Raw genomic sequence first — 11,493 nt, forward strand, 5'->3', positions numbered from 1 at the left:
TCCAGCCCCCGCCACCCTCCTCCATCCCAACCAAATCACCAGCGAATCAACGGCTTGTGTCTCGATCACCGATCCTGGCACGGCATCTGCTTAATTGCATTTATGGATAATTGGATACAAAAATCCAAAAGGAGCGCCCCATGCGCCTGGTACCCAACTACGACCGCCAACCCGTGACCGCCGAGGAAGAGGCCTACAGCTACCTGCTGGACGCCATCTGCAAGGGCCAGTACCGCACCGGCGACCGCCTGATCGCCGAAGACATCGCCAACGACATCGGCATGAGCCGCATGCCGGTGCGCGAAGCCTTCCGCCGCCTGGCCGCCGAGGGCCTGGTGACGCTACGGCCGAACCGCGGCGCCATCGTCAGCGGGCTGAACATCGAGGAGATGCGCGAAGTCTTCGAGATGCGCAGCGCCCTGGAAGGCCTGGCCATCCGCCTCGCCGTGCCGAAGCTGGGCGAACGCCAGCTGGGGCGCCTGGAACGCCTGCTCGACGAGATGGACGACTACCGCGACGACAGCGCCGAGTGGGTCAGCCGCCACCGCGTCTTCCACGAATACCTCTGCAGCCTCGCCGAGCGCCCGCGCCTGCTGCGCCAGATCAACGCCCTGTACTCGGTGATCGAGCCGCACATGCGCCTGTGGCTGCAGCATGTCGACAAGCCGATGAGCGCCCGCGAGGAGCACGCGGTGATCCTCGACGCGCTGCGCAGCGGCGACGCCCGCGAAGCCGAGCGGGTGCTCTGCGAGCACATCGAGGGCACGGTGCCCTCGCTGCTGAAGTTCCTCGAAGCAAAGGGCGCCTGAGACCCGCGCTTCGCCTGTCCCGTTGAACTGCCCCGGCAACCTCGCCCACTGGAGCTGAACATGTTCGTACGCAGGATCCCGCAGTGCCTTCTCGCCCTCTGCCTGGCCGCCCCGCTGGCCCACGCCGACGCGGTGAAAATCCCCGACCGCCTGCAAACCGCCGACAAGGTGGTGTTCTGCGGCGGCATGGACTCCCCGCCCATGGGCTTCTACGACGCCTCGCAGAAGCTCACCGGGGTCACCGTCGACCTCGGCGAAGCCATCGCCAAGCGCCTGGGCGACAAGAAGATCGAATGGCGGGTGACGCCCTTCTCCGGGCTGATCCCGGCGCTGCTGGCCCGGCAGTGCGACATGCTGGTGGACCAGCTGTTCGACAAGCCCGAGCGGCGCGAAGTGATCGACATGGTCAACTACATGTATTCCAGCCAGGCTGTGGTGGTCGCCAAGGGCAACCCCAAGGGCATCCACACCCTCGACGACCTGTCCGGGAAGAAGGTCGCGGTGCTCAACGGCTCGACCATCCGCACCCTGCTCGACGCCCACAACGAGAAGCTGAAGCAGGCCGGCAAGGCGCCGATGAAAGTCATCGTCTACAACACCGACACCGACGCCTTCCAGGCCCTGCGCATCCAGCAGGCCGACGCCTACGGCACCACCGTGGAAACCGCCGGCTACTACCAGGGCATGGCCCCGGACCTGTTCGAGACCGGCGTGCCGGCCTTCGCCCGCATCCTCACCGGCCTGGGCATCCGCAAGGAAGACAAGCAGCTCAGCGCGGCGGTGCAGCAGATCATCCAGGACATGCAGGCCGACGGCAGCTACCAGGCGCTGCTCGCCAAGTGGCACATCGAAGGCGACAAGCTCGACTGAGCCGAGGTGACCGACCATGAACTTCAGTTGGGACGTGTTCTGGCAATACCTGCTCAAGCCGAGCGACATCTACCTGTACGGGCTCTGGCTGACCTGCGTGATCGCCGTCAGCGCCATGCTCCTGGGCTGCGTGCTCGGGCTGCTGGCGGCGCTGATGCGGCTGTCGTCCAACCCGCTGCTGCAGTACCCGGTGCGCTTCTACGTGTGGCTGATGCGCGGCACGCCGCTGCTGGTGCAAATCGTCTTCCTCTACACGGCGCTGGCCGCCGGCGGGGTGTTCCGCTTCGAGGACCTGGACCTGGGGCTGTTCGTCCTGCCCGGCAACATCCAGGCGGCGATCATCGCCCTGGGCCTCAACGAGGGCGCCTACATGGCCGAGATCATCCGCGCCGGCATCGGCGCGGTGGACAAGGGCCAGTACGAGGCCGGCAAGTCCCTGGGCATGACCTTCGCCAAGCTGATGCGGCGCATCGTCCTGCCCCAGGCCTTCCGCGTCATCGTCCCGCCGCTGGGCAACGAGTTCAACGTGATGCTGAAGAACACCACCCTGGTCAGCGTGATCGGCGTGCAGGAACTGCTGCTGAGCACCCAGATGGTCACCTCGGCGACCTTCCGCGTGTTCGAGCTGTACCTGGTGGTGGCCATCTACTTCCTGCTGCTGACCACCCTCTGGGGCTTCTTCCAGCGCTGGCTGGAGAAACGCTTCGGCAAGTCCGAGGGCAACACCCCGGCGGCGCCGAGCCGGATGTTCGGCCAGCAGGCCATGAAACTGCTGAGGGGGCGCTGAGATGATCCCGACCGCGAAAGACGTGGTGATCCAGGCCCGCGACGTGCACAAGGCCTTCGGCGAGCTGGAGATCCTCAAGGGCGTGTCCCTGGACGTGCACCGCGGCGAGGTGGTGGTACTGATCGGCGCCTCCGGCTCGGGCAAGACCACCTTCATCCGCTGCATCAACCACCTGGAAGACATCCAGGGCGGCAGCATCCGCGTCAACGGCGCGCTGATGGGCTACCGCGAGCGCGCCGACGGCAAGCGGGTGCGCGACTCGGAAAGCAACATCGCCCGCCGCCGCCGCGACATCGGCATGGTGTTCCAGCGCTTCAACCTGTTCCCGCACATGACGGTGCTGGAGAACATCATCGAGGCGCCGGTGCAGGTGCTCGGCGTGCCCCGCGGCGAAGCCCTCGAACAGGCGCGCCGCCTGCTCGCCCGGGTGCGCCTGGCGGACAAGGCCGAGCACTACCCGGCGCAACTCTCCGGCGGCCAGCAGCAGCGCGTGGCCATCGCCCGCGCCCTGGCGATGAAGCCCCAGGCGATGCTCTTCGACGAACCCACCAGCGCGCTGGACCCGGAAACCGTGGGCGAGGTGCTGCAGGTGATGAAGGAACTGGCCGAGGAAGGCATGACCATGGTGGTGGTGACCCACGAGATGGGCTTCGCCCGCGAAGTGGCCGACCGCGTGGTGGTGCTGCACCAGGGCGAACTCATCGAAGAAGGCCCGCCGGCCCAGGTGTTCGGCAACCCCCACCACCCGCGCACGCGGGAATTCCTCAGCCGCGTACTCTGATTCAAGGACGCCCTCCATGCTGCGTTTCTCCGCCCACGAATACCCCTACGCCTCCCAGCGCCAGAGCGTGTTCGCCCGCAACGGCATGGTCGCCGCCTCGCAGCCGCTGGCCGCCGAGGCCGGCATCGCCATGCTGCGCGCCGGCGGCAACGCCATCGACGCCGCCATCGCCACCGCGGCGGCGCTGACGGTGGTCGAGCCCACCGGCTGCGCCATCGGCGGCGACGCCTTCGCCCTGGTCTGGGTCAAGGACCAGTTGCACGGCCTGGACGCCAGCGGCCACGCGCCCGCCTCGCTGTCCATCGACGCGGTGAAGGCCGCCGGCCACGCGACAATGCCTGTGCACGGCTGGCTGCCGGTCACGGTGCCGGGCATACCCTCGGCCTGGGCCGAGCTGTCCGCGCGCTTCGGCAAGCTGCCCTTCGCCGATTTGCTGCAACCGGCCATCGCCCTGGCCCGCGACGGCTTCCCGGTGTCGCCGGTGGTGGCTCACCAGTGGGAAATCGCCCGCCGCGAATACCAGGCCAGCCGCGCCGCTGAGCCGGTGCTGCAAGCCTGGTTCGACACCTTCACCCTCGACGGCGAAGCGCCGCGCGCCGGCCAGCTGTTCCGCAACCCGGCCCAGGCGCGGACCCTGGCCGAACTGGCCGAGACCAAGTGCGAGAGCTTCTACCGCGGCGCCATCGCCCAGCGCCTGGCGGCGCACGCCGCGGCCAGCGGCGGTCACCTGGGCGCGGCGGACCTGGCCGGCTACCGGCCGAAATGGGTCGAGCCGATCAAGGCCAACTACCGCGGCTACGACGTCTGGGAAATCCCGCCCAGCGGCCAGGGCCTGATCGCCCTGATGACGCTGAACATCCTCCAGGGCTTCGACTTCGACCAGCGCGACAGCCAACTGACCTGGCACCGCCAGTTGGAAGCGATGAAGAAGGCCTACGCCGACGGCCTGCACTACATCACCGACCCCGAGCACATGCGCGTGGCCGCCAGCGCCCTGCTGAGCGAAGACTACGCCGCGCGCCGCCGCGCCGAGATCGGCGAGCGCGCCCAGGCGCCGCAACACGGCGACCCGCACGCCAGCGGCACCGTGTACATCGCCACCGCCGACGGCGAAGGCAACATGGTCTCCTTCATCCAGAGCGCCTACCACGGCTTCGGCTCCGGCGTGGTGCTGCCCGACAGCGGCATCGCCCTGCAGAACCGCGGCTCGGAATTCAGCCTCGACCCCGGCCACGCCAACGCCCTGGCCCCGGGCAAGCAGACCTTCCACACCATCATCCCCGGCTTCCTCAGCAAGGACGGCGTGGCGGTCGGCCCCTTCGGCGTGATGGGCGGCTACATGCAGCCCCAGGGCCACGTGCAGGTGGTGATGAACCTGGTGGACTTCGGCCTCAACCCGCAAGCCGCGCTGGACGCCCCGCGCTGGCAGTGGCTGGGCGGGATGAAGGTGGGTATAGAACAGAGCGCCCCGCGCGACCTCGCCTTCGCCCTGGCCCGCCGCGGCCACGAGGTGGAAGTGGCCTGCGACCTGACCGACTATGGCCGCGGCCAGATCATCGTCCGCGACCCGCAGACCGGCGTGCTCTGCGGCGGCACCGAACCGCGGGCGGATTCGCATATCGCGGTGTGCTGATCGCGGACGGAGTCCGCTCCTACGCGCCATGCCATTCCCATGTAGGGATTTATCCGCGATTTCGCCGGCAAGGCCGGCGCTCGGTCATTCACGTAGGATGGGTTGAGCGAAGCGATACCCATCACCGGGACCGCATGGGTTTCGCAAGCTCAACCCATCCTACGAAAGGCACCTCGGCGCAAGCCGGAACACCGCGCCCCAAAACCGCCCATCCCCCGCCGACCGATCAGAAATTTCCATTGCCCGAATCAGCGGTTTCAAATGGAACGCTGCCTTCCCCCCTGCGTATCCTGCGCGCCGCGCCGGCTGGCGCCGTTCTTGCTCATTTTTTGTGACAAATTCATGACAAGCGTTGTCTGCTATTACAGATGTATGTGGCAAGCAGTATCAGGGGGTGCCCATGGGTAGTGCGATCAAGGAACGGGCGACAGTGATCTGCCGTCAGGACGACAAGATCCTTTTCGTGCGCAAGGCCCGGCGCAAATGGAACCTGCCCGGTGGCCGCATCGAGGCCAACGAGGCCCCGCGCCAGGCGGCCCAGCGCGAGCTGGCCGAAGAAACCGGCCTGCAGGTGGAGGCCATGGCCTACCTCGCTCCGCTGGAGCTGTACCAGACCCTCCACTACGTGTTCGAAACGGCCCTGCCCGAGCCGCAGAACCCCCAGCCGCAGAACGAAATCGCCGACTGCCGCTGGTTCTCCCTGGACGAACTGGCCAAGCGCAACGTCAACAAGGCCATCAAGCGCCTGCTCAAGGACTACCAGCGCCCGCCGCAGTGAGGCGGCGGGCCCCTCCGCTCAGAATGGCAGCGTCAGTTTCAGCCAATAGGCGTCACCCTGGGCGCGGTTGCGCACGTCGGTTTCCTTCGACCACTTGGCGGTGACGAACCAGCCGTCCTTGCCGCTGTACTTCAGCGACGGGCCGATGGCGAAGCTGCGGCCCTTGTTGTCCTCGATGCGCTCGCCGTCCTGGCGGTCATCGGTGGTCTGCCGGTAATAGTAGCCGCCCACCCCGGCCACCCAGCCGTTGCCGAAGCCCCAGCCCACCGCGTAGTCGACGTGGAATTCCTGCCCGGAGCGGTAGTCGGTGTCGGGGTTCTTGCGGTTAAAGTCGTACATCACCTTGGCATCCAGGTTCGGCCCGTTCGGGTCGACGTAGCTCATCGCGTACACCGGCTCGAACACCCAGTAATTGCGCCCGGGGTTGGCCAGGTCGTCCTTATCGTAGCGGCCGGTGGGGGCGATCATGTCGAAGGCCAGGATGCTGTGTAACTTCTCGCTGTGATGGAAGCCCAGCGCCGGGCCGAAGATCATGTCGCCCAGGCCGCGGTTGTGCTGCGACTGGCCGTTGAGGTCGACCTTCAGGTCCACCAGCGGGACTATCGCGTGCAGCGCGAAGCTGCCGCCGAGCAAGCTGTAGTCGCTCACCCAGATCAGCCGGGGAACGATGGCGTTGGCGCGCACGCGGAAGTCCACCGGCAGCTTGCGGCCGTCGTTGCCACGAAGGTTGTCGGCCTCGTAGTGGTTGACGAACAGTTGGCCGTAGAAGCCCGGCGGCGGCATGGCGCCGGACATGTAATTCTCCGCGCCCAACGGGTAGGAAGTACCGCCACCCTCGGTGGCGCGGGACAGGTTGGCGACGCCGAACAGCAGGGCGCAGGCGGCGAAGCGGAGCAGGTACGCAAGGGGCTTTTTCATCGGGGCAACCTTTGTTGTTGTTATCGGTCGGGCGCACCCCGGCCCCCGCGCAGGAGCGAGGTGCCGGGCAGCAAGGTTTCAGATGCGCTTGAACAGGGCCGAGCGCTGGCCCTCGGCGGCACCGTCGGCGGCGCTGTAGAAACGCTCCATGAAGATGTCGCGCTCGAACAGTCGGCCCTGCATCAGACAGGTGATGGCCGCGTCGATCATCGGCGGCGGGCCGCACAGGTAGGCCTTGTGGCCGCCGAAGCGACCATCGAAGTGCTTCTTCGCCGCGTCGTGGACGTAGCCGCGAAAGCCGCTCCACTGGCCGTCCTCGGCGGCCTGGCTGAGCGCCGGCACATAGGTGAAGTTGGCGTATCGCGTGGCCAGTTCCTCGAACAGCTCGCGGTTGTACAGCTCGGCGCGGGTGCGCGCGCCCTGGAACAGGGTGATGCGCCGGGCATCGCCCTGCTCCAGCAGGTCGAGGATCATCGATTGCGGGCTGGACAGTCCCGAGCCGCCGGCGATGAAGATCAGGTCGCCGGCCTGGGAGCCGCGCACGAAGAACTGCCCGTAGGGACCGGAGACTTCCACCGCGTCGCCCTCGCGCAGGCCGTCGTGGATGAAGCCGGTGGCGGCGCCGCCCTCGACCAGGCGCACATGCAGCTCGACCTCATCGGGGCGGCTCGGCGGATTGGCCAGGGAAAAGGCACGGGTGCCCTCAATGCCCGGCAGTTGCAGGTTGACGTACTGCCCAGCCTGAAAGGCCATGGGCCGGTCCAGCTTCAGGTGCACGCCCTTGATGGTCGGCGACAGGTCCACCAGGCGGCTGACCACCGCGTGGTAGTCGCGCACCGGGTGGCCGGCAAAGTCGGGGTCGACGTCGATGTCGGCCTCGATCACCAAGTCGCTCTGCGGAATGGCGCAGCAGGCCAGGACCTTGCCCTCGTCGCGCTCCATGTCCATCAGCGCGAAGGACGAGGCGGCGCCCAGGTCCACCTCGCCTTCCAGTACCTGGCATTTGCAGGTGGCGCAGGTGCCATGGCCGCAGGCGAAGGGCAGCCACACGCCCTGGCGCAGGGCGGCCTGGAGGATGGTCTGGCCCTCCTCCACCTCGATCTGCTCGCCGGTGGGTTCGATGGTCACTTGATAGCTCATGGCGGCGCCCTCAGTTACGGCTGCCGCCCAGGCCTTCCAGGCCCGGGGTATGCAGGTGCAGCAGGCTCTTGTGGCCCACGCCGTTGGCGGCCAGGCCGCGGGCCGGGTCGGGTGCGAAAGGCGCATCGTCCAGGCGCCACTGGGCGGCGGCGAAGTCCACCCGGGCGGCGTCCGGATGCAGGGCGATGGCCAGCTTGACCACCTGCTCGACGAACTCGGCGAAGGGCTGCGCCGGGTCCACCGGCAGGGTGAAGGGCGCGCAGAACAGCAGGTGGTGCTCCCAGCACAGGTAGACCAGTTGGGCGCCGTGGAAATTGGCCTGGCGGTCCAGGGGCTCGGAGATATAGGTGCCGATGGCGGTCACGGACATGGTGGTGTTCCTCTTGTTCTTGTCGAGGGGCGCGGCGGGCGCGCCCGCCTTGTGCTTCAACCGGCTTTCTGCGCCTGCCAGCGCTGTTGCTCGGGGGAGCCCTGGTACTCGAAGTTGTCCTGCCCGGGGGCGATGTTGTAGTAGTCGCGCACCACCGCCTCGACGTCGCCGCCGCCGCAGTTGCCCTGGAGAATCTGGTGCACCGGCAGCCAGGCCTGCACGTACTTCTCCGGTTCATGGGCGAAGATGTCGCAGCAGCCGTCGGAGCAGAAGTGATAGCGCTCGCCCCCGTGCACCAGGCTGCGGTGGCTCAGGCGCGTGGCGTCGTCCGGCTCGGTGAAGGCCAGGGGGATCTGGCAGATCTGGCAGAGCATCGGCAGCGTCGGGTTGTAGAAGCGCTCGCCGCGCGCCTGCAGTTCGCGCCAGTGCTCGTAGCGCGGCCGGTAGTACTTGTCGAAGGTCTCCGGGTACTTGGCCGAGAGCCAGTCCAGCTCCTCGTCGGTGGGTATCCAGGTGTGGAAGTTGGTGGCCTGGCTGTACTGGTAGAAGATCGACCAGGCCTGGTGGCTGATGTGCTCCTTGCCGATGGCGGTCTGCTCGACGTATTTGGGCGGGCGGATGCCATAGCGTTCCAGGTCCTTGAACAGCGCGCCGCCGGCCTGCTCGAAGTACACCTCCCAGGCCTCGGCCCAGGACATGACTTTGTTCGGCAGCATGTAGTCCATCATCATCCCGACCAGGGTCAGCAGGCGGTAGCCGCGCCAGAACCACTTGTCGATCCAGCGCTGGACGATGGGCACGTTGTCCTCGTGCTGCTCCAGCAGGAACTTGATCACCTCCAGGCCCAGGGTCATGTGCCGCGCCTCGTCGGACTGCGCCGAGAAGCCGAAGGTGACCGTGGCCATGTCGCCGTTGTAGGCGGCGCCGGACATGAAGGGCACGAACAGCAGGTTGGTCAGCACGTACTCGAAGGAGAACGAGATGGCCGTGAGGAACTCGAACGGGCCGGCGGTGCGGGCGTCCTCGAAGAACGACTTGGGCACTGAGAGGAACCACACGCGGTCGTGCATGTGGGCGAAGTCGTGCAGGCCGTTGAAGTGCTTGTTGTAGTGGCTCATCGCGTGCACCTGGGTCTGCACGTGGCGCAACTCGTCGATCGCCTGCATCTGGCAGGCGACCCGCGCCCCTGCCCCGCCGAAGTGCCGGCCGACCCGCGCGAAGCCCTGGTAGGCCTGGTATTCCAGGGGCGTGACGCCGCACAGGAACAGCTTCAGGGCGTTGACGTAGCGGGCGTCGGAGATGTTCTGGTGGCCGTTGTTCTGGGCGAAGGCGTCGAAGATGGCGTAGAGCTTCTTCTCCTTCTCGGCCTGGTACTTCCAGTAGGCGTCCATGGTCAGGCGGAAGGGGTCCTCCCACTTGTCCCAGTCGGTGATCTTGATCCCCTCGAAGCGCTCGTAGGGGTAGATGTCTTCCTTGCGCTGGTAGCTCGGCTCCCAGCCCAGGTCGCGGGTCAGGCAGCGGTACTTGTCTTTCTGGTTCAGGCGTTTGGCGGCCATGGCGGCTCTCTCCGGATTCTTGTCGTTGTGCGGATCAGTTCCAGTGCAGGGCGAAGCGGTCCTCGTCCTCCTCGACGTTGCCACCGAGGGTGATCACGTCGATCAGCATTTCCTGCACGTCCCACTCGCGACCGAGCTTCTCCTCCACCGTGGCGCGGTGGATGTCCAGGCGGCCTTCGGCCTGCACGCGGATCATCGCCGGCCGGTGCTGGACCTCGGCGTGGGGGTTGTCCTGGACGATGGCTTCGACGATGTAGCGGGCGGCGTCGTTGTCCTGGAAGGCGATGTAGACGAGGGAAGTCATGCTGCTGCTCCACTGAGGCCGAGTTTCTTCAGGCGTGCGCCGAAGGCGCCGTCGACGGCGTCCAGCGCCTCGTGGCCGGGGCCGATCTCGGCCAGCGGCGCCAGGGCCTGCAAGGCGCGCTCGCGCCAGTGGGCGACCCAGCCCTCGACCAGCGCGCGATTGGCGTCGCTCTCGGCGACCACCGTCTTCACCAGCGCGTCGACCCAGCGCTGGCTCTCGGCGAACCACAGGCGCATGAACTCGGTGAGCATGCCCACCTGTCCCGCCCCGGCGGCCACCAGTTGAGCGTCGAAACGCTCGAACAGCAGCGGATACAGCAGGCCGTCGCTGACCAGGTTCTGCGCCAGGCTCAACTCGAACCAATCGCGTACCACCAGCGTGTCCTCCACGTAGCGGCGCAGGCCCTGCCAGGCCGGCTCGTCCAGCCAGCACCGCTTGGCCTCGGCCAGCAGCGCCAGGCCGTCGTCCTCCAGCAGCAGGCCGATACGCGACAGGTACTGGGCGATGGCCAGGCGGTCCATGGCCTGGAACATGTGCATCTGGGTGACGCTGGTGCCGAAGGCGTCGGCGGCGATGCCGCTGTTGTTCATGTTCGCGCCCAGTTCGGCGTGGCGCAGCGGCAGCAGAAGCCGGGCGATCAGCGCACGCTTTTCCTCGGGTAGCTGGGCCAGCAGTTCGCGCTTCTCGCAGAAGGCGAAGTCGTGCTCGGCGTTCTCCTGCATCCGCGCCCGGGCCTGCACATAGGCGCCGTAGTAGTACTGGCGCGGGTCGCTGACGGCGTACCAGTCGGCCATGTGCACGGCAGTGCGGGTGGGGTCGTTGAGCAGCTTGTCCGGCTGCCACAGCGGGCGGTAGTGGAAGTTGGTCGCCGCCTCGATGTCGAAGCTGGCCTCCTGGTAGCGGCTGGCCGGCTTGTCGCCGAAGCGCCGGCGGGTGTGGCTGAAGGTCTGGCGGATGGGCTCCACCGTGGCCGTCTTGATCTCGATGCTCATGCAAGGCGTCCCGTAGTTGTTGTTGTGGGGCGACGCAGCGGAAGGCGCGTCAGTCGTCCTGGCCACGGCTTTCGCCGTAGCGCCATTTCTGCATGTCGGCGTCGATGGCGGCGGCCATCTGCGCGTCCATGTGATGCACCCGGTTACTCCGGCAGAAGCTGGCGAAGGCCGCACGCGGCAACACCAGCTCGACGAAGAGGTCCGGGTAGCCGATGGCGAAGTCGAACTCGACGAAGGCCGCGTCCGGCTCGCTGCGAACCCGCACGTAGCGGGGCATCTGGTCGAAGGGGGTGGCGTTCATGCTCGGGCTCCGGTGGCGTCGAAGGGGCTTGAGCAACGCCTGTGCCAGGACCGTGGAAGACGCTCGAAAAATAAATTTAACCAACTGAAACAAAAGGTTTTTTTAGAAATATCGCGACTTGCGAAGAGGCCCGCCGAAGGGTTGCAGCCTGGCCCGGACGGCTACTGCGATTGATCATTTGCTCAAGCCGGCGGGGGCCATTGCAGCAAATGGCGAAGGCCGGGGCCGGATTGACTTTTCCCGCCCCTTCAGGC

13 protein-coding genes are annotated in these 11,493 nt (G+C 67.0%); 6 read left to right on the top strand and 7 right to left on the bottom strand.

Features of this window, described 5'->3' with window-relative positions; all coding sequences use genetic code 11:
- Positions 1 to 140: 140 nt before the first annotated feature.
- The 6 genes from FG99_RS00365 (at position 141) to FG99_RS00390 (ending at position 5,658) form a co-directional block, all read left to right on the top strand.
- The gene (locus FG99_RS00365; RefSeq protein WP_043266523.1) at positions 141 to 809 is read left to right on the top strand and encodes a GntR family transcriptional regulator; all 669 of its coding nucleotides are present in this window, start codon (positions 141 to 143) and stop codon (positions 807 to 809) included.
- 60 nt (positions 810 to 869) lie between these two features.
- On the top strand, positions 870 to 1,679 hold the full coding sequence (locus FG99_RS00370; RefSeq protein ID WP_043266525.1) for an ABC transporter substrate-binding protein: 810 nt from the start codon (positions 870 to 872) through the stop codon (positions 1,677 to 1,679).
- Between the two features lie 16 nt (positions 1,680 to 1,695).
- Positions 1,696 to 2,466, top strand: coding sequence for an amino acid ABC transporter permease (locus FG99_RS00375; RefSeq protein ID WP_009619669.1), 771 nt, complete (start codon positions 1,696 to 1,698; stop codon positions 2,464 to 2,466).
- Between the two features lies 1 nt (position 2,467).
- Entirely contained in the window at positions 2,468 to 3,247 is a 780-nt protein-coding gene (locus FG99_RS00380; protein WP_009619668.1) for an amino acid ABC transporter ATP-binding protein, read from the top strand.
- 16 nt (positions 3,248 to 3,263) lie between these two features.
- Positions 3,264 to 4,880 (top strand): gamma-glutamyltransferase family protein, encoded by a 1,617-nt coding sequence (locus FG99_RS00385; RefSeq protein ID WP_043266527.1) that lies wholly within the window; start codon positions 3,264 to 3,266, stop codon positions 4,878 to 4,880.
- A 400-nt stretch (positions 4,881 to 5,280) separates the two neighbouring features.
- Positions 5,281 to 5,658, top strand: coding sequence for an NUDIX hydrolase (locus FG99_RS00390; protein WP_081884530.1), 378 nt, complete (start codon positions 5,281 to 5,283; stop codon positions 5,656 to 5,658).
- A gap of 18 nt (positions 5,659 to 5,676) precedes the next feature.
- Here the strand turns inward: FG99_RS00390 and FG99_RS00395 are convergent, their stop codons facing one another.
- The 7 genes from FG99_RS00395 to FG99_RS00425 form a co-directional block, all read right to left on the bottom strand.
- Positions 5,677 to 6,576, bottom strand: a complete 900-nt coding sequence (locus FG99_RS00395) for a SphA family protein (RefSeq protein WP_009619665.1) — start codon at positions 6,574 to 6,576, stop codon at positions 5,677 to 5,679.
- 78 nt (positions 6,577 to 6,654) lie between these two features.
- Positions 6,655 to 7,716: an NADH:ubiquinone reductase (Na(+)-transporting) subunit F gene (locus FG99_RS00400; RefSeq protein ID WP_009619663.1), complete on the bottom strand. Its 1,062-nt coding sequence runs from the start codon at positions 7,714 to 7,716 to the stop codon at positions 6,655 to 6,657.
- A gap of 10 nt (positions 7,717 to 7,726) precedes the next feature.
- Positions 7,727 to 8,086, bottom strand: coding sequence for a phenol hydroxylase subunit P4 (locus FG99_RS00405; protein WP_043267853.1), 360 nt, complete (start codon positions 8,084 to 8,086; stop codon positions 7,727 to 7,729).
- Positions 8,087 to 8,142: 56 nt separating this feature from the next.
- The gene (locus FG99_RS00410; protein WP_009619659.1) at positions 8,143 to 9,642 is read right to left on the bottom strand and encodes an aromatic/alkene/methane monooxygenase hydroxylase/oxygenase subunit alpha; all 1,500 of its coding nucleotides are present in this window, start codon (positions 9,640 to 9,642) and stop codon (positions 8,143 to 8,145) included.
- Positions 9,643 to 9,676: 34 nt separating this feature from the next.
- Entirely contained in the window at positions 9,677 to 9,946 is a 270-nt protein-coding gene (locus FG99_RS00415; RefSeq protein ID WP_009619657.1) for an MmoB/DmpM family protein, read from the bottom strand.
- Positions 9,943 to 10,938, bottom strand: a complete 996-nt coding sequence (locus FG99_RS00420) for an aromatic/alkene monooxygenase hydroxylase subunit beta (protein WP_043266529.1) — start codon at positions 10,936 to 10,938, stop codon at positions 9,943 to 9,945. The genes FG99_RS00415 and FG99_RS00420 overlap by 4 nt, the downstream gene beginning before the upstream one ends.
- A 49-nt stretch (positions 10,939 to 10,987) precedes the next feature.
- Complete coding sequence (locus FG99_RS00425) at positions 10,988 to 11,239, bottom strand: phenol hydroxylase subunit (RefSeq protein ID WP_009619653.1); 252 nt, start codon at positions 11,237 to 11,239, stop codon at positions 10,988 to 10,990.
- Positions 11,240 to 11,493: the final 254 nt, after the last annotated feature.

Source organism: Pseudomonas sp. AAC (assembly GCF_000725445.1).
In the GTDB taxonomy this organism is placed as follows: Bacteria; Pseudomonadota; Gammaproteobacteria; order Pseudomonadales; family Pseudomonadaceae; genus Pseudomonas; species Pseudomonas citronellolis.

Excerpts from the sequence above, each read along its gene's own strand:
- FG99_RS00395 (WP_009619665.1), bottom strand. The coding sequence starts at position 6,576 with ATGAAAAAGCCCCTTGCGTACCTGCTCCGCTTCGCCGCCTGCGCCCTG.
- FG99_RS00410 (WP_009619659.1), bottom strand. The coding sequence starts at position 9,642 with ATGGCCGCCAAACGCCTGAACCAGAAAGACAAGTACCGCTGCCTGACC.
- FG99_RS00400 (WP_009619663.1), bottom strand. The coding sequence starts at position 7,716 with ATGAGCTATCAAGTGACCATCGAACCCACCGGCGAGCAGATCGAGGTG.
- FG99_RS00390 (WP_081884530.1), top strand. The coding sequence starts at position 5,281 with ATGGGTAGTGCGATCAAGGAACGGGCGACAGTGATCTGCCGTCAGGAC.
- FG99_RS00375 (WP_009619669.1), top strand. The coding sequence starts at position 1,696 with ATGAACTTCAGTTGGGACGTGTTCTGGCAATACCTGCTCAAGCCGAGC.
- FG99_RS00405 (WP_043267853.1), bottom strand. The coding sequence starts at position 8,086 with ATGTCCGTGACCGCCATCGGCACCTATATCTCCGAGCCCCTGGACCGC.
- FG99_RS00425 (WP_009619653.1), bottom strand. The coding sequence starts at position 11,239 with ATGAACGCCACCCCCTTCGACCAGATGCCCCGCTACGTGCGGGTTCGC.
- FG99_RS00385 (WP_043266527.1), top strand. The coding sequence starts at position 3,264 with ATGCTGCGTTTCTCCGCCCACGAATACCCCTACGCCTCCCAGCGCCAG.
- FG99_RS00370 (WP_043266525.1), top strand. The coding sequence starts at position 870 with ATGTTCGTACGCAGGATCCCGCAGTGCCTTCTCGCCCTCTGCCTGGCC.
- FG99_RS00380 (WP_009619668.1), top strand. The coding sequence starts at position 2,468 with ATGATCCCGACCGCGAAAGACGTGGTGATCCAGGCCCGCGACGTGCAC.
- FG99_RS00420 (WP_043266529.1), bottom strand. The coding sequence starts at position 10,938 with ATGAGCATCGAGATCAAGACGGCCACGGTGGAGCCCATCCGCCAGACC.
- FG99_RS00365 (WP_043266523.1), top strand. The coding sequence starts at position 141 with ATGCGCCTGGTACCCAACTACGACCGCCAACCCGTGACCGCCGAGGAA.
- FG99_RS00415 (WP_009619657.1), bottom strand. The coding sequence starts at position 9,946 with ATGACTTCCCTCGTCTACATCGCCTTCCAGGACAACGACGCCGCCCGC.